At 65.1% G+C, this 20,947-nt stretch carries 18 protein-coding genes; 14 read left to right on the plus strand and 4 right to left on the minus strand.

The genetic code is table 11. The features are described 5' to 3' along the window. Positions 1 to 16: 16 nt before the first annotated feature. Positions 17 to 2,734, plus strand: coding sequence for a DUF6600 domain-containing protein (locus FRZ40_RS06840; RefSeq protein ID WP_147233706.1), 2,718 nt, complete (start codon positions 17 to 19; stop codon positions 2,732 to 2,734). 88 nt (positions 2,735 to 2,822) lie between these two features. Here the strand turns inward: FRZ40_RS06840 and FRZ40_RS06845 are convergent, their stop codons facing one another. Both FRZ40_RS06845 and FRZ40_RS06850 read right to left on the minus strand, forming a co-directional pair. After that, a complete protein-coding gene (locus FRZ40_RS06845; protein ID WP_147233707.1) occupies positions 2,823 to 3,794 on the minus strand; it encodes a thymidylate synthase in 972 nt (323 codons plus the stop codon). Between the two features lie 203 nt (positions 3,795 to 3,997). Next, a complete protein-coding gene (locus FRZ40_RS06850) occupies positions 3,998 to 5,392 on the minus strand; it encodes a sigma-54 dependent transcriptional regulator (protein WP_147233708.1) in 1,395 nt (464 codons plus the stop codon). Positions 5,393 to 5,941: 549 nt separating this feature from the next. Between FRZ40_RS06850 and FRZ40_RS06855 the strand changes: the two genes are divergently transcribed. From FRZ40_RS06855 to FRZ40_RS06895, 9 genes are all read left to right on the plus strand, one after another. Next, entirely contained in the window at positions 5,942 to 6,424 is a 483-nt protein-coding gene (locus FRZ40_RS06855) for a hypothetical protein (RefSeq protein ID WP_147233709.1), read from the plus strand. A 117-nt stretch (positions 6,425 to 6,541) separates the two neighbouring features. Next, entirely contained in the window at positions 6,542 to 7,012 is a 471-nt protein-coding gene (locus FRZ40_RS06860; RefSeq protein ID WP_035543297.1) for a hypothetical protein, read from the plus strand. Positions 7,013 to 7,041: 29 nt separating this feature from the next. Then, positions 7,042 to 7,629 (plus strand): hypothetical protein, encoded by a 588-nt coding sequence (locus tag FRZ40_RS06865; RefSeq protein WP_420873848.1) that lies wholly within the window; start codon positions 7,042 to 7,044, stop codon positions 7,627 to 7,629. Positions 7,630 to 7,658: 29 nt separating this feature from the next. After that, a complete protein-coding gene (locus FRZ40_RS06870) occupies positions 7,659 to 9,056 on the plus strand; it encodes a hypothetical protein (protein WP_147233711.1) in 1,398 nt (465 codons plus the stop codon). An 84-nt stretch (positions 9,057 to 9,140) separates the two neighbouring features. Next, a complete protein-coding gene (locus tag FRZ40_RS06875; RefSeq protein WP_028369784.1) occupies positions 9,141 to 9,860 on the plus strand; it encodes a C39 family peptidase in 720 nt (239 codons plus the stop codon). A gap of 6 nt (positions 9,861 to 9,866) precedes the next feature. Next, positions 9,867 to 10,673: a peptidase C39 gene (locus FRZ40_RS06880; RefSeq protein ID WP_147233712.1), complete on the plus strand. Its 807-nt coding sequence runs from the start codon at positions 9,867 to 9,869 to the stop codon at positions 10,671 to 10,673. A gap of 112 nt (positions 10,674 to 10,785) precedes the next feature. Then, complete coding sequence (locus FRZ40_RS06885; protein WP_205019766.1) at positions 10,786 to 12,252, plus strand: hypothetical protein; 1,467 nt, start codon at positions 10,786 to 10,788, stop codon at positions 12,250 to 12,252. Between the two features lie 24 nt (positions 12,253 to 12,276). Beyond that, positions 12,277 to 13,806 carry a sigma-54 dependent transcriptional regulator gene (locus FRZ40_RS06890; protein ID WP_147233714.1) on the plus strand — a complete coding sequence of 510 codons (1,530 nt, stop codon included), beginning with the start codon at positions 12,277 to 12,279 and terminating at the stop codon, positions 13,804 to 13,806. Positions 13,807 to 13,926: 120 nt separating this feature from the next. Continuing rightward, complete coding sequence (locus FRZ40_RS06895; protein ID WP_147233715.1) at positions 13,927 to 14,427, plus strand: dihydrofolate reductase; 501 nt, start codon at positions 13,927 to 13,929, stop codon at positions 14,425 to 14,427. Positions 14,428 to 15,208: 781 nt separating this feature from the next. On the opposite strand, the gene pmbA is transcribed toward FRZ40_RS06895, so the two are convergent. Beyond that, positions 15,209 to 16,579 carry a metalloprotease PmbA gene (gene pmbA / locus FRZ40_RS06905; protein ID WP_147233717.1) on the minus strand — a complete coding sequence of 457 codons (1,371 nt, stop codon included), beginning with the start codon at positions 16,577 to 16,579 and terminating at the stop codon, positions 15,209 to 15,211. A gap of 220 nt (positions 16,580 to 16,799) precedes the next feature. Between pmbA and yjgA the strand changes: the two genes are divergently transcribed. Continuing rightward, on the plus strand, positions 16,800 to 17,408 hold the full coding sequence (yjgA, locus tag FRZ40_RS06910; RefSeq protein WP_147233718.1) for a ribosome biogenesis factor YjgA: 609 nt from the start codon (positions 16,800 to 16,802) through the stop codon (positions 17,406 to 17,408). Further along, positions 17,389 to 18,015, plus strand: coding sequence for a molybdopterin adenylyltransferase (gene mog, locus FRZ40_RS06915; RefSeq protein ID WP_051446570.1), 627 nt, complete (start codon positions 17,389 to 17,391; stop codon positions 18,013 to 18,015). Before yjgA ends, mog begins: the two co-directional genes overlap by 20 nt. Positions 18,016 to 18,019: 4 nt before the next feature. Here the strand turns inward: mog and orn are convergent, their stop codons facing one another. After that, positions 18,020 to 18,643, minus strand: coding sequence for an oligoribonuclease (gene orn, locus FRZ40_RS06920; RefSeq protein WP_028369792.1), 624 nt, complete (start codon positions 18,641 to 18,643; stop codon positions 18,020 to 18,022). Between the two features lie 90 nt (positions 18,644 to 18,733). On the opposite strand from orn, the gene FRZ40_RS06925 reads away from it, so the two are divergent. After that, the gene (locus tag FRZ40_RS06925) at positions 18,734 to 19,993 is read left to right on the plus strand and encodes a M48 family metallopeptidase (RefSeq protein ID WP_028369793.1); all 1,260 of its coding nucleotides are present in this window, start codon (positions 18,734 to 18,736) and stop codon (positions 19,991 to 19,993) included. Further along, positions 19,990 to 20,940 (plus strand): ribosome small subunit-dependent GTPase A, encoded by a 951-nt coding sequence (gene rsgA / locus FRZ40_RS06930; protein ID WP_147233719.1) that lies wholly within the window; start codon positions 19,990 to 19,992, stop codon positions 20,938 to 20,940. Before FRZ40_RS06925 ends, rsgA begins: the two co-directional genes overlap by 4 nt. Positions 20,941 to 20,947: the final 7 nt, after the last annotated feature.

The raw sequence follows: 20,947 nt of genomic DNA on the forward strand, positions 1-20,947 counted from the left end.
CGACGGAGCGACAACCATGAAATCACCCGCCATACGCGCGAAAGCCGCACCTAACCAACCTGTCCCGCGATCCGGCATACGTCCGGTCTCGCTCGTCACACTCGCCGTCGCGGGCACGCTGACGACGCTTGCTCTGCAATCGGCCTGGGCACAGGAAGCCCCGCCGCCCGCCAACTATGCGCAAAGCACGCCGGCCAGCGACCCGCCCGGGCGCGTCGCGCGCCTGAACTACATGGCGGGCACCGTCACCACCGAACCCGCGGGTGCCTCCGACTGGTCGTACGCGCAGGTCAACCGCCCGCTCACGACGGGCGATCAGATCTGGAACGACAAGAACGCGCGCTCGGAGCTGCATATCGGCTCGACGGCCGTACGCATGGGCGAGCAGACCAGTCTCGACGTCCTCAATCTCGATGACAACAGCGCTCAGCTGAAAGTCGCGCAAGGCACGCTGTCGACTCGCGTGCGCGCGATCGCGCCCGGCTCGTCGTATGAGATCGACACGCCGAATCTTGCGCTAGGGGTGAACTCGCCCGGCGACTATCGCGTCGACGTCGCGCCCGACGGCAGCAGCACGACCGTTACCGTGCGCAGCGGCAGCGCGACCGTCTATGGCGACAACGGTCAGGTGCCCGTCGGCACGGGGCAACAAGTCACCTTCACGGGCACGAGCCTGCAACAGGCGGCAGCGAATGGCGCGCCCGGTCCCGATCCGTTCGATCAATGGGCGGCGAGCCGCGATGCCGCCGAGGAGCGCTCGGTGTCGGCGCGTTATGTCTCGCGCGAAATGCCCGGCTATCAGGATCTCGATGCAAACGGCACGTGGCGCAACACGCCGCAGTACGGCGAAGTGTGGACGCCGAATCAGGAGCCCTCTGGCTGGGCGCCCTATCGCGATGGCCACTGGGTCTGGCAGGCGCCGTGGGGCTGGACGTGGGTCGATGACGCGCCGTGGGGCTTTGCGCCGTATCACTATGGCCGCTGGGCGTATGTCGACGATTCGTGGGCATGGGTGCCGGGACAGGCTGTCGTCAGCGAGCCGCCCGTGTATGCGCCCGCCCTCGTCGCGTTTGTCGGCGACGGTGACGGCGGCAGCGACTGGGGCGTGAATCTGGCCGTGGGCGGCGTAGCGGCAGCGGGTCTCGCGTGGTTCGCGCTCGGTCCCGGCGAACCCTGGCATCCGCACTGGGGCGGCGGCCACGACTGGAGCCCGCGCTATTACGAGCGCGTGAACAACACGGTCGTCATCAACAACCGCGTCGATATCCATAACAACATTCACAACACGTACATCAACTACCGCGCACCGGGCGCCGTGACGGGCATGCGGGCGACGGACTTCGTCCACGGACAGCCGACCCACCACTTCGGCCAGCGCGTCGATCCCACGCAGTGGCGCAACGCGCGCTTCAATGCGGGTGGACCGGGCATCGCGCCGGTGCGCCAGAGCTTCGCGCCCGGCATGCGTAACGCCACGTACCGTCCTCCGTCGAATGCGATGGCGCGGCCCGTGGTCGGCACGCGCAATCCGGGTATGCCGGCCGCGTTTCACGACCGGCTCGCGCAGAACTTCGCGCAAGGCGGTCGCGGACGCGTGCCGGGCGCGGGCGAGCCGATCGTGCATACCTCCGTGCCCGCACGCTTTCCCGGCCAGACGCTCGGCCGCAATGGGCCTGTCGCGAACGTCCACGTCGTGAACCCGCATGGTCCGCTCGTGAATCCGCGTGCGCCGGGGCAGATGGCGGGCGGTCCGGGCGCGCAACGCCCAGGCGGCGCAGCGCCGCAGATCGACGGACGGCAGCAAGGGATGCAGGGACACGGCTTCGCGCCGGGGCAGATGGCGGGTGCACCGGGCGGGCAGCAGCGGCCGGGCGTCGGCGAGCCGCAGAACAACGGCCAACAGCACGGCCTCCCGATGCACGCAGGCAATGGCGTGCCGCGTCCGCCTCAATTCGCGGGCGGCCATCCGGTGAACGGCGCGCCACAGCAAGCTGGACAACCCGGCCAACCCGGCGGCGCGCAACGTCTCGAAGCGGCAGCGGGTCAGCAACACGAACCCATGTGGACCCAGCACCATGCGCCGATGGCGCAGCAACGCGGCAATCCGCAGCAGCTCGGCGCGGGACAGACGCCGGGACAGCGCCCGTCCGCGGCCCAGCCGGGGCAAGTTGCCCAGCAGCAGCGCGAGCCCATGCAGCGGCCCGCGAACGGTTTTGGCGGCGGCATCCCTCAAGGACAGCAGGCGCACGGGCCGGATCCGCGCGGGCAGCAGGCAGCCGCGGCGCCGATGCAGCAGGCGCAAGCGCATCCCGAGATGCGGCCACAACCGCCCGCCCAACAGCAGCCGCGAGCCGAGGCACATCCTCAGCCTCAGCCTCAGCCCCAGGCTCAGCCGCGCCAGGAATTTCGTCCGCAGCCGCAGCCGCAGCAGCAGGCCCGACAGGAATTCCATCCGCAGCCGCAGCCGCAGCAGCAGGCCCGACAGGAATTCCATCCGCAGCCGCAGCCTCAGCCGCAGCAGCAGGCCCGACAGGAATTCCATCCGCAGCCACAACAGCAGCCGCGACAGGAGTTTCATCCCCAGCCGCAGCCGCAGCCGCAGCCGCAACCGCGCCCGCCGCAGCAGGTCCAGCAGCCGCAGCCGCAGCCGCACCCGCAACCTCAGCCGCAACCTCAGCAGCACCAGGAGCAACGTGCGACGGGCGGCGGACACGACGAGCATCATCGCGGATAGACACGCGCGCAGCCCGCGCCGCAAATGAAAACGCCCACCGCGATTCGCGGTGGGCGTTTTCACATCCGGGAAGACAAACGATCGCCGCTCAGATCGCCATCGGCGCCGTCAGCGGTTCGTGATGCCGGTAGCCGACCAGCGAGAAATCGGACGGCTCGACCTTCTCCAGCCATTCGGGCTCATAGACGCCCGTCTTTGAATACTCGGGCACGCGCTCCGAAATGGCGAACTGCGGGCTTTCGTACGGGTCGCGCGTCAGTTGCTGCTGCAACATGTCGAGCTGATTCTCATAGATGTGCGCGTCGCCGATGAAATACGTGAACCAGCGCGGCGTATAGCCCGTCAGCCGCCCGACGAGATGCAGCAGCGCCGCCCCTTCCGTCAGGTTGAACGGCGTGCCGAGGCCGACGTCGTTGCTGCGGATATAGAGGCACAGCGAAATCTCGCGCTTCGCGGCATTCGGCAGGAACTGGTACAGCAGATGACATGCGGGCAGCGCGATTTCCTCGAGCACGGCGGGATTCCACGCATGAAACAAAATCCGCCGGTCGGCCGGGTTGTTCATGATCGTATCGACGCACTGGCGCAGCTGGTCGATTGCCTTGTACAGCAGCACCTTGCGCACGCCGCCCTCTTCGAACCGGGTGACGGGCGCATAGCCGCGCGATGCCGCGTCTTCCAGCTGCGCGCTCGCCGTCGCGTCGAGCACCTTGTAGGCGGGCCACTGGCGCCACTGCACGCCGTAGACGTCGCCGAGATCGTCCGTTCCCTCACGGTAAGGATTCGCGAGCCACTGCGCGTTGTCGTTCGCGTTCGCATCCCAGACCTTGCAGCCGAGCGCGCGGAAATCGGCGGCGCTGCGCGACGCGCGCAGAAAACCGATCAGTTCGCCGATCGCCGACTTGAATGCCAGCTTCTTCGTCGTCACGGCCGGGAAACCCTGCTGAAGATCGAAACGCAGCATCGCCCCGGGCATGCTGATCGTGCGAATGCCGGTGCGGTTTTCCTGCCAGCTGCCGGTATCGAGGATCGTGCGGACGAGGTCGAGGTACTGTTTCATGCGGGTTCCTTCGGCGTGGCGCGCGGGCGCATCGGACCGTTTTTGGGAAAACCCCGATTCTAGCAAGCCGGACGAACGCAGGTGAGCGCGCTGGCTGGCGGCAGACGGCACGCACGGTGCCGCACGGTGCCTTAGCTCAGAAACGAAAAAGCCCGGCCATCCGGCCGGGCTTTCCTCGCAAAACAGTCACGCGCCCGAAATGCTTACAGGTGCGGCATGGTCGACGGGATCTCCGCGTGTTGCGCGAGCGGCTCGCTTTCCATATGCCGCATACCGTGCGAACACAGCAGTCGATACAGCGTCACACGCGAAATGCCGAGTTCCTGCGCGGCATCGCCGAGACGTCCGCGATGACGCAGCAACGCGAGTTCGATTGCCTGCCGCTCGGCCGCCTCGCGCGCCTGCGCCAGCGACACGGGCACGATTTCGACGTACTCGGCCAGCTCGAGGTCGCGCGCGGTGATCGCCCGCCCTTCCGACATCACGATCGCGCGCCGCACGCGGTTAATCAGTTCGCGCACGTTGCCCGGCCAGCTGTAGTTGTGGAGCGCCGCGATCGCATCAGGCGCGAAGCCGCGCAGGCGCCGGCTCGCATCTTTCCTGAAACGTTCGAGCATGTGCCGCGCGAGCAGTTCGATGTCCTTGCCGCGCGCGCGCAGCGGCGGCTCGTCGATCTGCAGCACGCACAGCCGGTGATACAGGTCCGAGCGGAAGCGCCCTTCGATCATCGCCGTGTTCATGTCGACGTGCGTCGCGGAGATGATCCGCACGTCCACTTCGACCGAGCCGTGTCCGCCCAGTCGCTCGACCTTGCGCTCCTGCAGGAAGCGCAGCAGGCTCGCCTGGCTTTCGAGCGGCAGGTCGCCGATTTCATCGAGAAACAGCGTGCCGCCATTGGCCGCTTCGACGCGGCCGATCTTGCGCTGGTTGGCGCCCGTGAACGCGCCGCGTTCGTAGCCGAACAGCTCGGACTGCAGCAGATGCGGCGGAATCGCGCCGCAGTTGATGGGGATGAACGGCGCGTTGCGGCGCGACGAGCGCTCGTGAATGGCAACGGCCGTGAGTTCCTTGCCCGTGCCGGATTCGCCCGAAATAAAGACGGGCGCGTCCGTCATCGCAACTTTGCGGATCGAGCGGAACAGCGCGAGCATCGCGTCGCACGAGCCGACCATTTCGCCTTCCGAGCCGCCTTGCGACGCGTCATTCGACGCGGGCTCGCCGAGCGACACCATGCCATAGGCATGACCCACGGAATCGACGATCCGGTCGCCCGAGTAAGGCACGGTCACGTAATCGAAACAGTAGTCGCGCACGAGCCGGCGCAACGCGGCGTCCTGCAGCTGGCCGGCCATCGTGGTGGCGACCCAGCCGACGTTGGGCATGGTCAGGCACGACTCGAAGGCCGCGATTTCATGCTGCTGGAAACAGCTCGACAGATCGAGCAGACCGCCCGCCGCCATCCCCGAGCGCACGGCGCGGCGCGCGTCGCGGGCGGAGCCGACGACTTCGACATGCCACCCGCGCTCATGAAAACGCGTGTTCAACTCAGCGCTGGGATCTCTTGATACGTAAATCAGTTGCCGCGTGGCGGATTCCATTATTCAGATCCTCTCGTCAACGAACGTTAAGGATGACGGCATGTGCTGATATGGATTTAGCTTTCAGGCACGCCTATTCGCACGGGATTCGCAAACAGCGAAAACCGAACGGCCATTCCATTCCGTACGGACAGCTGATCCCCGAAAAACGGCGCGTGTATTGAAACGACCCAGTACTGGGCTTTTTAAAATCATGTCTGTGCATGAGAGCTTACTATACGCGCGAGCCGGCGAAAACAAATATGCGAATTAAATCGCCCGGCCTTGTGCAGCAAGGGTTTGCGGTTCATGAGCAGGCTCATTGCAGGTCGATATATTCGATGGAAGCGCATTCACCAGACTTTTTTATCAACGTACTACGCTTGCGTTGCACTAAACGCATCGATTTGAAATTTTGCGTGTTTTCAGGCTGAGGTTTCAGAGCTGAAACGTTTTCGTACGATTTGGATCGCATGGCGTCTCACGCATTTCAGCCGTTCCCAATTGCACCAATGGATTGCGACGGATGGCACACGTTTCGCTAAATGTCCCGCACCAAGGAGAGACATCATGCGACTCGTTTTCCGCATCGACTCGAATCCGATTCCCCTGCTGCCCGTCAGCCTTGCCGTGTGCGTGGCCATCGCCGTGGCGGCGCTGCCCGCCGGCGCGAATGCACAGGAATCCGTCAGTGCCGCGCAGACTGTGCCGGCCGCGCAACAGGCGGCCGATCCCGCCGCGGATGAAACATCGAAAGTCGCGGCGGCCGCCGATACCACCGGAATCGCCAGTGAAACCGATACGAACGCCGCACAGGTGCTGGACGTGCCCGCCGACGGCGCGGCGATGAGCGACATCGCGCTCGACGACCAGATGTTGTCGCGTCAGCGCGGTGGTGCGGCGGGCATGGTGATGGTCGCGGCGACGCCGCAGCTGATGCGTGGTTCGTCCGTCACGCTGTGGGACGAGATCGCCCCGCCCTCGCCGCTGCCCGTGCCTATCGACGCCGCGCGCGCCGCGCAAGGCAACGTCGCGAACTACCAGCGGAAGTAGCCCGGAAACACAGCATCGCACGTGCAAAAGAGACCAGTGCGAACTCGTTCGCACTCCAGACAGGTTAAGTCGGGGATACGCAAAATGACCGCTTCATTGGGGACGCTGTGCAGCCATATGTGGCGCGCGGGCCGCGCGAAAGCCCTCGCCGGCGTGTTCGCCGCCGGTTTCGCGGGCGCGGCCTTCGCTCAGGCCGTGAATCCGGGCGACATCATCGTCCAGCGCGAGATCACGCCGCGCATCGCCTATGCGCCCGTGCCGAGGGATCAGGATCCCGTCAGCGCGCGCGTCGCGACCTTTCCCAATAGCACCTTCAATCCGACGATGGCGCAAGTCGCGTCGGATGCCGACCTGACCAACGCGCACGGCTCGACGGGCCTCGACAGGAACGTCGCGGGCGGCGCCGGCTTGCAGGCCGTCACGCGCATCCTCACGGGCAACAACACGAACAACAACGTCGCGTTCAACTCGGGCGGCATCGGCCAGCCCGCGCCGGGCGTCGGCGGAACGATCTCGTCGTCGGTCACGGGTGCGCTCGCCCCGCTGTCGACGGCACTCGGCGGCGCGCTCGGAGGGCTCGGTAAATGATCCCGCAACTTCGCCCGATCCTGCCGCTGATGGCGCTGGCACTCGCCGCCGCGCAACCGGCGTTCGCGCAACAGGCAGGCCGCATCGCCGGTGAAGTGAGCGGCGCCGCGAACATCGCCACGGGCGCCGCCGTCGGCGTGACGGGCGCGATCACGGTCAACCAGGCAGCAGGCCTGAACAACGCGCAGGCCAACCAGCTGACGATCAGCAACGGCGACGCCGCCGCAAACGATAACGCGAGCGTCCAGAGCGCCACCGCGCGGGCCCGCGTGCCGAGCGCGCGTGCGTCGATCGACGGCAACGCATTTTCGAATTCGTCCGGAGCGCTGATGGTGAACCAGTCTGCGGGTGCAGCGAATCTCCAGCGCAACAGTGTGCAGCTCGGCACTGCGGCGCCAGGGGTCGAGACCGTCTCGGATGGCGTGCTATCCGCGACGGCCGCGAACAACGGCGGTCGGGGTCGAGCGGTCGCGGTTCAGGGCGTTCGCGAGGCCAGCATTTCCGGCGACGCCTTCAAGAACGTCACGGGAATCGTGCAGATCAACCAGACAGCCGGAGCCGGTAATGCCACGGCGAACAGTTTTGTGCTCCGTCCCCCGGCGGGCACTCTTTTCTAACTGACCACAACTAGTATCGGAGCGAAACCATGAAGCGCACTCTCATTGCAGCAGCTGTCCTCGCAGCCGCGTCGTCGAGCGTCTTCGCGAGCCCGCTGAAGAACCCGTTCATCTTCAATGCGACGCTGGTCGGTGAAGCCGTCGGCATCGAAGGGTTCGTCACGCTGTTCGGCTGCGTCGGCGTCTCCAGCACGGCGGGCGCCGTCGTCAACAACACCCAGCGCGCCTACGCGAACACCTCGCTCAGTCCGAACGCGCAGTCGTACACGTCCGGCCACGTGACGACGCGGATCGACAATAGCTACAAATCGATCAACGGCGGCGGCAACGCCTGGGCATCCGTCTCGACCTCGCACTCGTCCGAATCGTACGCGGCGCAGGGCTATCAGGCCTCGACGGGCTACAAGTACGGCGAGCAGAGCAGCTCGGTCAAGGGCGGCGGCTTCGAGTTCAGCGCCCAGGCAGCGTCTATCGAAGGCGGCTTCAGCCATGAAAGCCAGAACGCCGGCGGCCACATCTCGGCGGGCGGCCACGCGAGCGGCAGCTATGAGGCGAGTTCGCACTACAACCCGTGGACAGGCACGGCTTCGGGTCACGCGAGCGTGCAAGGCAGCCTGTCGGCCGGCTACAAGGAATCGAGCTACAGCAACAGCGAGCACGTCTCGGGCGCCTTCGGCGCCGTCGAAGCGTCGGGCCAGGGCAAGGTGTGGGGCTATCAGGCCAAGCAGGGCTCCGGCTACGTGGCCTACGGCGAGCAGTCGAGCGGCTACGACGTCGAGAAGTCGAAGACGCATGACAGCGTGTCCGCGCAGTGGGGCTTCAACTCGACGGTCTCGAAGACGGATGTCGAGGTCTACGGCTCGATCACCGAGCACATCAACACGCAGAAGGCGGGCACCCTGACGGCGACGACGGGCGCCAATGCGGCGACGAACGTGAGCGGCAACATCGGCGTCAACATCGCGGAAGGCGTGAACAACGCCCAAAGCAACGACGCAGCGCTCGCTTCCGTCGACGCCGGCAACGTGTTCGGCAACGCTCAGGTCTTCAACACGCAAAGCTCGGGCGGCAAGGCGAAGATCAATAACTTCAACGTGAACGCGTCGGTGGGCGACGGCTCGCTGCAGTACGCATCGGGCAACGTCGGCGTGAACGTCGCGTCGGGCATCAGCAACGTGCAGAACAACAGCATGGCTGCCTCGACGTCGACGGTCTCGCGCAACCACGGCAGCGCGGCGATGGTGGCCACGGACGACTCGTCGCAGACGGCGGGCGTGGACTTCCGCGGCTCGTTCGAAGGCACGGCGTCGCTCGGCGCGGGCGCCCTCAGCCACGCGACGGGCAACATCGGCGTGAACATCGCGGGCGGCGCAGGGAACGTGCAGCACAACGGCCTTGCCATCGCCTCGATGAACACGAGCCGCTAGGCAAAGCCGCGGTTACACAAGCAGCCATACGGGATGCGCCGACGGCCGGCACAGCCGCCGGCGCAATCCTGGCAGGAGACCAGCATGTCCGGGTTGGACCCATTCCCGGCGTTTCGACGCGCCGCATCCATTGCTGTGCTTGCAACTTGCGGATTGTGTGCGCAAGTGCACGCACAGGCGAGCGTCGACACGTCTACCCTCGCAGGTATTCCGCTTACGAAAACGGTGCACTCGATGAGGGACCTGCGTTACCGCCATATCGTCAGCCAGCAGTTCGACTACAGCTGCGGTGCGGCGGCGCTCGCGACGCTCCTCAAGTACGGCTACGGGATCGACATCCCCGAGACGGATCTGATCCGCCGGATGATGGTTTTCTCGACGCCGGAGGTAGTGGTCAAGAACGGCTTCTCGATGCTCGACATGAAGAAATTCGTCGAGACGATCGGGCTGCGGGGCCGCGGATTCCGGGTGAACACAGACGCGCTGTATCACCTCCAGATTCCCGTCATGGTTCTGATGAACCTCGACGGCTATGAGCATTTCGTGATCGTCAAGCACGCGCAGGACGGTCGCATCTTTATCGCGGACCCCGCACTCGGCAACCGGATCCTGCTCGAGGAGGATTTCGCGAAGACATGGAATGGGCTTGTGTTCGCAGTCGTCGGGAAACCGTTCAGGGAGGACTCCCCGCTGTTGCAGGACAACGAGTCGCTGGCCTTGCGGCTGCGCGAGCGCGCGCTCGCCAACGGCACGGCCGCGACTCCTTTTGTCGAATACGGCTTTATCAAGGCAGACCTGTTCTGACCACCCATGAAGCACTCCCTCTCGAAGCCCGGCCGCACGTGTATCGCGACAGCGATAGCCACGGCGTGCGGCCTCGCCGCGGGCGCGCATGCGCAGGACGTTTCGACGTTCCGCGACGTGGCGCCGGCGGCGATCCAGTGGCAAAGCGTCGGGGACGATGTGCTCGCCCAGCAGACCGGAAAAGGCGCGGGCGGACAGATGATCTCCGGTTTCGTATTGAACGTACTGTCGCAATGGCAGTTGCCGAACGGCGCGAATGCGCTCGCGCAAGGCAGTCTTTCCGTTGCACGCGATGCCGCGAACGCGCTGACGGCCAACGTCAGCACGCTCGCGCGCGTCACCGACGGCCGAGGCAATCCGGGCGCAGACCCGAACGCGCGGACGGCCGGCGGCCAGCATGTCGCGGTCAACGGCGTATCGCAGGTCACGCAGGTGGCGGGCGATCGCAACGCCGGCTTCAACACGGCGACGATCGACTTCAACAACAATCCGCAACCGCTGGCAGGCGCCACGAATGCGCAGAGCGCGGCGGCATCGAACGCGGCGGGCAACGTCAGGGCGGGCATCGCGTTCGGCAACGGCGGCGTGACCGTCGCGCTGCAGACGCCCGCCGGCATCGCGACCCAGACCATTGCACCCGGCAACGCGCAACAAGCCGGCGCGATTGCACAACTGCTGCAGATTGCAGGCAATAACCAGCAAGTCGCCAACCAGTTGCAGCTCTCATTGCAGACGGCGCCGATGTCGTCCTCGATGCTGCGCCAGGCCGGCGTACTACAAGCCCTGCAAAACGCGGTGAATGCAAGGAGATAAGGCGGGCCGCCACCCGTCAACCCGCGTCACCAGGAGGAGAAGTCGTACTGCAAGCGGCAGCGCAAAGCATAAGAACCAGCCAAGCGCTGCCAGTTTCACCGGGGGAAGAACAATGATGACCGATACAACAGGCAGGAAGCCGCGCATGAGGCTCGCGGCTATACCTGCTGCCGCGATGCTGTTCGCGCTCTCGCAGGGGGTTTCGGCACAGTCCATCGGCAACCAGTCGCTCGAGGACCGGCTCAACATGCTGATGCGCGTCGTCGATGAGCAGCAGCGGCAGATTCAATCGCTCGAACGGCAGGTGACGCATCTGGAAATGTCGCAGCGCGGCCGTGGCGCGCCGGGCTATGGCGCGCCCGCGGGGAGCGAGGCCGTCGCCGAGCAGCCGGGCGCCGACGGCCTGCCGATGCCGCTGCCGCCGCTCGCGCAGGTGACGCCGGGCGCGCCCGCGCCGGGCAACGCGACGGGCACGGCGACGGGCGTGCCCGTCAATCCGCCCGCGCCGGAAGGCACGACGGCGGCGGGCTCGCCCGGCACCAGCAATCCGAACGCGCAGGCAAGCGGCCCGGGCATGCCGGAAGGCGCCGTCGGGCAGACGCAGAAAGCGGCCGAGCCGGTACGCACGCAAGCCGAAGAAGCCGTCGTGCAGCGCGAGCACGCGCCCCTCTTCGATCACAAGCTGACGCTGGACTGGGGCATCAGCGATACCTACTACGACCGCCGACAATTGCAGTTGTCTGGCTTCCTCGCGCTCGACGCGATCTTTCTCGGCAACATCAATCTGGGGCAGACCAAGTCGCACCAGATCATGGCCGACCTCGACACGCGCTACGGTCTCACGGACCGCGTGAGCGTCGACGTCGACGTGCCGTATGTCTACCGGCATAGCCAGTTCATCGTCGGCGGCGCGGGCGGCGCGGCCAACACGCTGTCCGACGCGTCGGTGAATTCGAGCGCGATCGGCGACGTCAACTTCGGGATCTACTACCAGATCCTGAAGGAGACCAACAACATCCCCGACGTGGTCGGCAGCCTGCGCGTCAAGGCGCCCACGGGCACGTCGCCGTTCGGGCTCAAGGTGGTGCAGCTCGAACCCGACAACACCAACCTCGTCGCGCCGTCGAAGCTGCCTACGGGCACCGGTTTCTGGAACGTGACGGCGGGCCTGTCGGTGCTGAAGACCTACGACCCCGTCGTGCTGTTCGGCAGCCTCTCCTACACGTACAACATCGCGCGCTCGTTCGCGGATATCTCGTCGATCGCCGGACAGACGCAGCCCGCGACCGTCAAGCTCGGCGACATCTTCCAGCTCGGCGCGGGTGTCGCGCTGGCGTTCTCGGACAAGGACTCGGCGAGCATCTCGTACACGCTGGCGCTGCAGCCCTCATCGAAGACGAAGGCGCCCGGCGGCGACTACGTGAAGGTGCCGGGCAGCGAGACGACGGCGGCCGTGATGAATTTTGGCCTGAATCATGTGGTGAACAAGCATCTGACGATCAACGGTTCGGTATCGATCGGCATGACGCCCGACGCGCCGAACTACGTGATCGGCATGCGCTTTCCCTATACCTTTTGACGTGACACCGATACGAGGCAGATCGTGCGCGAATCTTCTCATCTGAGTTCCGTGACGCCGCTCGCTGGATCCGGGCTGCGTCTTGCTGTGTCGCGGGGGTCGGAAACGTCCGCCGCACGGCCCGAGGCTGTCGACACGCCGCGCGGCGCCGCGCCTGAGGCGGGCGCGCGCATCCTGCTGTACGCCGCGCGCACGCCCGACGACGCGCTCGTCGGGCATCTGACGAGCCGTGGCTGGAGCGTGCTCGTGGCGCGCTCGGCGCACGAGATCGGCAAGCTCATCAAGCCCTCGACGATGTGCGCGGGCATCGTCGACATGGCGAGCTTCGCGGCGCGCGACCTGCAGGGGCTCGAGGCGAGCCTGCGCCAGCAGCAGGTCGGCTGGATCGCGCTCGCGAATCCCGAAAGGCTTGCCGATCCCGCCGTGCGGCGGCTGATTCGCCATTACTGCTTCGACTACGTGAAGATTCCCGTGGCGAACGCGACGATCGACTATCTGGTCGGCCACGCGTACGGCATGATCAATCTCGGCGACGCCGATCTGCCGCCCGACACGACGGCCGTCAGCGACGACGAGATGGTGGGCACCTGCGAAGCGATGCAGCAGCTGTTCCGCACGATCCGCAAGGTCGCGAACACCGACGCGAGCGTGTTCATTTCGGGCGAATCGGGCACGGGCAAGGAACTGACGGCGCTTGCGATCCACGAGCGCTCGCCACGCCGCAAGGCGCCGTTCATCCCGATCAACTGCGGCGCGATTCCGCATCATCTGTTGCAGTCAGAGCTGTTCGGCTACGAGCGCGGCGCGTTCACGGGCGCGAACCAGCGCAAGATCGGGCGTGTCGAGGCGGCCAATGGCGGCACGCTGTTTCTCGACGAAATCGGCGATCTGCCGCTCGAAAGCCAGGCGAGTCTGTTGCGCTTCCTGCAGGAAGGCAAGATCGAGCGTCTTGGCGGGCACGAATCGATTCCCGTCGACGTGCGCATCATTTCGGCGACTCACGTCGATCTGGAAGGCGCGATGAGCGAAGGACGTTTCCGCCAGGATCTGTTTCACCGGCTGTGCGTGCTGCGCGTCGACGAGCCGCCGCTGCGGGCGCGCGGCAAGGACATCGAGCTGCTCGCGCATCACATCCTCGGCAAGTTCAAGACGGACAGCGCGCGCAAGATTCGCGGCTTCACGCCGTCGGCGATCGAGGCGATGTACAACTACCACTGGCCGGGCAACGTGCGCGAGCTGATCAACCGCGTGCGGCGGGCGATCGTGATGGCGGAGAACAAGCTGATCTCTTCGGAGGATCTCGACCTCGCGCAGTTCAGCGAGCAGCAGACGATGAGTCTCGCGCAGGCGCGCGAAGTGGCCGAAAAGCGCGCGATCGAAGTCGCGCTGCTGCGGCACCGGCACCGGCTCAACGAGGCGGCCGCCGATCTGGGGATTTCGCGCGTGACGCTGTACCGGCTGATGGGCGCGCACGGCTTGCGGGATGTGTCGAGCGACGACAAGGGGGATGGCAAGGGCGCGGCGTATCGCGGCGATGGCGACGCGCGGGAATAGCTTTTTGCCTGCGCGTCCGCGCGATCTTTATGTCAGGCTGGACAGGACATGCTGTCGGGTAGAATCGGCGTTTGCTTTTACTTCGCTTCTTACCTTGTTTCTTACCCGATTCTCACTCGCATGACGACGCTCACCCTGATCGTCGCTCGCGCCCGCAATGGCGTGATCGGCCGCGACAACCAGCTGCCCTGGCGGCTTCCCGAAGACCTCGCTTTCTTCAAGCGCACGACGATGGGCGCGCCCATCGTGATGGGTCGCAAGACGCATGAATCGATTGGCCGCGTGCTGCCGGGACGGCGCAATATCGTCGTGACGCGGGATGCCGCGCGGCGGTTCGAGGGTTGCGATACCGTGACGAATCTCGACGATGCGTTGGCGGTCGCTGCGCGCGACGGGGCCGCTGAGGCGTTTTTGATCGGCGGTGCGCAGTTGTATGAGGAAGGTTTGCTGCGCGCTGAGAAGATGATCGTGACTGAGATTCACGCCGACTTCGATGGCGATGCCCGGTTTCCTGCGCCTGATGCGGCGCACTGGGTTGAAGTCTCTCGTGAGACGCATCAGGCTAAAGAGCCTAATGACTTTCAATACGCCTTCGTGGTTTATCGGCGCGTTGCCGCTTGAGGTTTTGGGTTTTAGCGCTGGCATCCCGCTGGCATCCGCGATTTCGTATCGGTGCTGCATGCGTTGCCCCTGTGCGGGGCGGCACTTACTTTCTTTGCCGCCGCAAAGAAAGTAAGCAAAGAAAGCGGGCTAACACCGCCAATTCTGGTTGTTGCCTGCGGGCCCCAACGGGTCCCGCACTCCACACGGCAACTCATTTTTCCACGCATGTTGCCAGCGCCATTTGCAGGCGCATCACCCACTTCAATCACCCGCAGCGCAGCCCGCGGCAGCGAATCGTCTGCGCCGCCCAGGTGGCAAACTGTGTGTAGGTTGTCGCGCCGCACACGTTGGCGCTTCTACGACACCGATCCCGCTTTTCAGTCCGGAGTGGTGCACTTCCATCGCGATGGCCTACACACTGTTTGCCACCTGGGCGGCCGTGGACTTCTGCTAACGCAGTCCGTGACGCGGGAGTGTGAAGTGGGGGATGCGAATCCAGGAGCGCTGGCAACGCGCATGAAATAGCACGATGCCGTGTGGAGTGCGGGACCCGTGGGGGGCCCGCAGGCAGGAAGAAGGACTGGCGGTGTGAGCGGCTTTCTTTTGCCTACTTTTCTTTGCCGCTGCAAAGAAAAGTAGGTGCCGCCCCGCACAGGGGCAACGCTAGCAGCACCGATACGAAATCGCGGATGCCAGCGCAGCAACAACCCCTTCGCCCCGCGCAGGCAAACCGCGAATGCCAGTAAAACCCAAAACCAAAAAAAACCAGAATCGCGACTACGTCGCAGACCAGGAAAACTCACTGCCCAGCGACGGTCATCCGCTCGATCAAAACAGAGCCAGTCTGCTTGGTCCCGCGGACGATAGTATCCGCGCCAATAGCGACAACATGCCGGAACATCTCCTGCAACGTGCTCGCCACGGTAATCTCCTCGACGGGATACTGGATCTTGCCGTTCTCGACCCAGAACCCTGACGCACCGCGCGAATAATCGCCCGTTACGTAGTTGACGCCCTGGCCCATCAACTCAGTCAGCAAAAGCCCGGTGCCCAGCTTCCGCAGCATCTCTTCGAAATCATCGGAGTCTCGAGTCAGCGAACTGCGAAGCGAAAGGTTATGCGAGCCGCCCGCGTTACCCGTCGTCGGCATGCCGAGCTTGCGCGCCGAGTACGTCGACAGAAAATAGCCCTCGACGACCCCGTCCTTCACTACCGAACGCTGCTTCGTACGTACGCCCTCTTCGTCAAACGGTGCGCTGCCCATCGCGCGCGGCACGTGCGGATCTTCAACCACCTGCACATGCGGCGCAAACACCGGCTTGCCCAGGCTGTCGACGAGAAACGACGTCTTGCGATACAGCGCGCCGCCACTCGTCGCCTGCACGAACGCGCCGAGCAAACCCGCCGCGAGCGGCGCCTCGAACAGCACGGGCACCTTGCGCGTATCCAGACCGCGCGCGCCCATGCGCGCAAGCGCGCGCTCCGCGGCATAGCGGCCGACGGCTTCAGGATCTGCGAGCTCGCCCGCGCTGCGCTTGCTCGTGTACCAGTCATCGCGCTGCATGTTGCGGCCGCTGCCCGCGATCGGCGCACACGCAATGTAATGACGCGAATACGGATAGCCCGCCAGGAATCCACGCGACGTGCCGAGCACGAACTGCGAATGCTGCGCCGATACGCTCGCGCCTTCCGAATTCCTGATCATCGGGTTCGTTGCGAACGCGGCGTCTTCCGCGCGGCGAGCCAGTTCGACGGCTTCGTCAGGGTCCAGATTCCACGGGTGATACAGGTCGAGATCGCGCGGCTCGGTTTCCAGCAGCTCTTCTTCCGCGAGGCCCGCGCAGTCGTCTTCCGCCGTGAAGCGCGCGATGTTGTACGCGGCCATCACCGTGTCCTTCAGCGCCTCGGACGAAAAGTCGGACGTGCTCGCATTGCCCCGCTTGTTGCCGATGAAGACCGTCACGCCGACCATCTTGTCGCGGTTGTGCTCGATCGTCTCGACTTCGCCGCGCCGCACGGAAACGGACAGGCCGTCGCCTTCCGAGATTTCAGTGGCCGCGTCGCTTGCGCCGAGCGACTTCGCGTGACGAAGAATGTCGGAGGCGATTTCCTTCAGTTCGTCCTGCGTATGGGGGAAAAAGCGTTGCCGGGCTTCCGTGTCTGCTGCCATTGTCGTTTGCCGTCCTGAGTTGCGGTGCCGTCCGGGCCGAAGCCCGCGAGAGTTCGTCGTTGCAAGCGCTGTATCCAGCCGGCCTGTGCGCCGACGCATCCCGCGATCATAGCAAGCTCTACGCTGACGTACCTGGCATTCGCATGTGCTTTGCGCCTATGCCTTCCGGCCGCCCGCATCTCGTCCGGCCGCCGCGGTCCGGCGAGCTACAATATCGCGCATGACACGCAAAACCCGCATTCAACCCATGGAACCCGCAGCCGTCGTCGACGACAACGGGTATGACCGTCCCAGTAAATCGCAACTGAAGCGCGACATGCACGCGCTGCAGGAGCTGGGCGTAGAGATTGTCGCGCTGCCGAAAGACGCGCTCAAACGCATGCCGCTGCCCGAATCGCTCGACGAAGCCGTGCGCGAAGCGCGCCGCATCACCGACCACGAAGGCAAGCGCCGCCAGATGCAATATGTCGGCAAGGTGATGCGCGGCCTGACGGACGGCGAAACGGCTGCGCTGCGCGAAGCGCTCGACAAGTACAAGGGCGTCAACAAGGCGGAGACGGCGCGCCTGCACTGGATCGAGCGCACGCGCGAACAACTGCTCGCCGACGACGCCGCACTGACGGAATTCATCCGCCAGCACCCTGCCGCCGACCCGCAGGAAGGCCGCACGCTGATCCGCAATGCCCGCAAGGAAGCGCAGCAAGACAAGGCGCCGCGTTATTTCCGCGAGCTGTTCCAGTGGATCAAGAACGCCGACGGTGCAGGCAGTGACGACGACATCCACGATTCCGACGAGCCGGACGACGACGATGACGATTCCCACGCGTAATCATCCCGACGAACTGATCGTCGGCCTCGTGTCGATCAGCGATCGCGCAAGCACGGGCGTCTATGAGGACAAGGGCATTCCGTCGCTGCAGGAGTGGCTCGGCGGCGCACTGGCCTCGCCGTTTCGCACCGAAACGCGGCTGATTCAGGACGACGCGCCGACCATCACGAAGACGCTGATCGAACTCGTCGACGAAGCCGGTTGCGATCTGGTGCTGACCACGGGCGGCACGGGCCCCGCGCGCCGCGACGTGACGCCCGAGGCGACGCTGGCGGCCGGTACGAAGGAAATGCCCGGTTTCGGCGAGCAGATGCGGCAGATCAGCCTGAACTTCGTGCCGACGGCCATCCTGTCGCGTCAGGTCGCGGTGATCCGCGAGACGGCGGAACGCGCCGCGCTGATCATCAATCTGCCGGGGCAGCCGAAGTCGATCAAGGAAACGCTGGAAGGCCTGCGCGATGCGGAAGGGAAAGTGAAGGTGCCGGGCATTTTCGCCGCCGTGCCGTATTGCATCGATTTGATCGGCGGCCCGTACGTCGAGACGAACGCCGCCGTCGTGGCGGCGTTCCGGCCGAAGAGCGCCGTGCGCGCTCCGCGCCAGGGCTGAAACGTTACTTCGCGCTGGCGTCCGCGGAAGGCGCGTCGGCTGCGTTCGCCGCCGGGACCAGGAAATGCTCGCGGTAGTAGCGCAGTTCGTCGATGGACTCGTGGATGTCAGCGAGCGCCGTATGCATCGCGCGCTTCTGGAAGCCCTTGTAGATGGCGGGCTGCCAGCGGCGGCACAGTTCCTTCAGCGTGCTGACGTCGAGGTTGCGGTAATGGAAGAACGTTTCCAGTTCGGGCATCCAGCGCGCCATGAAACGGCGGTCCTGGCAGATCGAGTTGCCGCACATCGGCGACTTGCCAGGCGGCACGTACTGGCCCAGGAATTCGCGGATCTGCGCGGTCGCATCCGCTTCCGTCACCGTCGACGCGCGCACACGGTCGATCAGCCCCGAACGGCCGTGCGTGTTCTTGTTCCAGTCGTCCATCTTGCCGAGCGTTTCGTCGCTCTGATGGATCGCCAGTACAGGGCCTTCGACCATTTTGTCGAGCGTCGAGTTGGTGACGACGACGGCGATTTCGATGATGCGGTCGTTATCGGGATCGAGCCCCGTCATTTCCATGTCGAGCCAGACGAGATTCATGTCGGTGCGCGCGAGCGGCTGGTCGACGGATTCGATAATGTCAGTCATTGAGGCAACCCTGATTTGGATGGCGCGTTCCCGCCCGCAGGCGGGAACAAACATATAATTCTCGCATAGAACCACCCACGGATTCCCCGGATGCCTACTCTGTACTTCACCGTTCTGTTCGTGATCGCCGTGGTGGCGATGGTCGGCACGAAGCTCTGGCTCGCGTCGCGACAGATCCGCTTCGTGGCGGCGCATCGCGACAGCGTGCCGCAGCAGTTCTCGGGCACGATCGCCCTGACGGCGCACCAGCGCGCCGCCGATTACACCGTCGAGCGCACGCGGCTGACGATGGCCGAGATCGTCGTCGGCGCGGCCGTGCTGATTGCGCTCACGCTGCTGGGCGGCGTGCAGGCGCTCGATCTCGCAATCGGCGACTGGCTCGGGCGCGGCTATATCGGCCAGATTGCGCTGGTGGCGGCCGTCATCGCGATCACGAGCGTGATCGACCTGCCGTTCGACTATTACCGCCAGTTCGTGGTCGAACAACGCTTCGGCTTCAACCGGATGACGAAGCGCATCTTTTTCGCCGACCGCATCAAGGGCGTGCTGCTCGGCGCCGCGTTCGGCCTGCCGCTGCTGTTCGTCGTGCTGTGGCTGATGAACCAGGCGGGCACCTACTGGTGGTGGTGGACGTGGGTCGTCTGGGTCGTGTTCCAGATGCTCGTGCTGATCCTGTATCCCACCTTCATCGCGCCGATGTTCAACAAGTTCGAGCCGCTCAAGGACGAGGCGCTCGTGCAGCGCATCGACGCGCTGATGAAGCGTTGCGGCTTCGCGGCCAAAGGCCTGTTCGTGATGGACGGCAGCCGCCGCTCCGCGCACGGCAACGCCTATTTCACAGGCTTCGGCTCGTCGAAACGCATCGTGTTCTTCGACACGCTGCTCTCGCGCCTGTCAGGCAGCGAGATCGAAGCGGTACTCGCACACGAACTCGGTCACTTCAAGCGCCGCCACGTGATCAAGCGGATGATCGTCACCTTCCTGATCAGCCTCGCGATGCTCGCGCTGCTCGGCTGGCTCGCACAGCGCACGTGGTTCTTCGAAGGACTCGGCGTGCGTCCGTCGATGACGGGCAGCAACGACGGCCTCGCCCTCGTGCTGTTCTTCCTCGCCGTGCCCGTGTTCCTGTTCTTCGTGACGCCGCTCGGCAGCCTGAGTTCGCGCAAGCACGAGTTCGAAGCCGACGCCTTCGCCGCGACGCAGACCGATGCGAAAGATCTCGTCAACGCGCTCGTCAAGCTGTACGAAGACAACGCATCGACGCTCACGCCCGACCCGCTTTATACCGCGTTCTACTACTCGCACCCGCCCGCGTCGCAGCGGATCGACCGGCTGCTGCGTCACGCATGAGCGGCCGTTCCCCGAAAGCATTGCGCGCCGCCGCCAGCGACCGCGCGCAGGACCGCGTACGCGGCCTCGTGATCGCCGCGCATGGCCGCCACTATATCGTCGCGCCCGAAGACGGCGGACCGATCCTGCAATGCTTCCCGCGCGGCAAGCGCAGCGAGATCGCCGTCGGCGATCAGGTGCTGTATGAGCCGACGTCCGCCGACCAGGGCGTGATCGTCGAGATTGGCGAGCGGCGCAATTTGCTGTATCGCTCGGATCAGTACAAGTCGAAACTCTTCGCGGCGAACCTCGATCAACTGCTGATCGTGCTCGCCACTGAGCCGCACTTCAGCGAAGACCTGCTCGGCCGCGCGCTCGTCGCAGCTGAAGAGAACGAGCTGAAACCGCTGATCGTGCTGAACAAGATTGACGTCGAGGCTGCGCTGCCGCTCGCGCGCAAGCGGCTCGAGCTGTATCGCGAGCTGGGCTACACGGTGCTCGAAGTCTCGATCAAGGGGCAGCCCGATGCCGCACGCGCGACGCTCGAAGAACACTTGCACGGCCATTCGACGCTGCTGCTCGGCCAATCGGGCATGGGCAAGTCGACGCTCGTCAATCTGCTGATTCCCGACGCCGAAGTCGCGACGCGCGAGATTTCGACGGCGCTCAACAGCGGCCGTCATACGACCACGTTCACACGCCTCTACCCGCTTCCGGGCGTCGAAGGCGCGCTGATCGATTCACCCGGCTTCCAGGAATTCGGCCTGCATCATCTGACGGAAGGCAAACTCGAACGCGCGTTTCCGGAGTTCAGACCGCTGTTGCCGAATTGCCGCTTCTACAACTGCCATCATCTGCACGAGCCCGGCTGCGCGATTCTCGAAGCGGTCGCCGGTGGCCGCATCGCAAAAGAGCGACACGCGCTCTATGCGCAGCTCGTGCACGAGGCGAGCCAGATCGTCCGCTGACCAAGAT

This window comes from Paraburkholderia azotifigens (genome assembly GCF_007995085.1).
GTDB classification, from domain to species: Bacteria; Pseudomonadota; Gammaproteobacteria; order Burkholderiales; family Burkholderiaceae; genus Paraburkholderia; species Paraburkholderia azotifigens.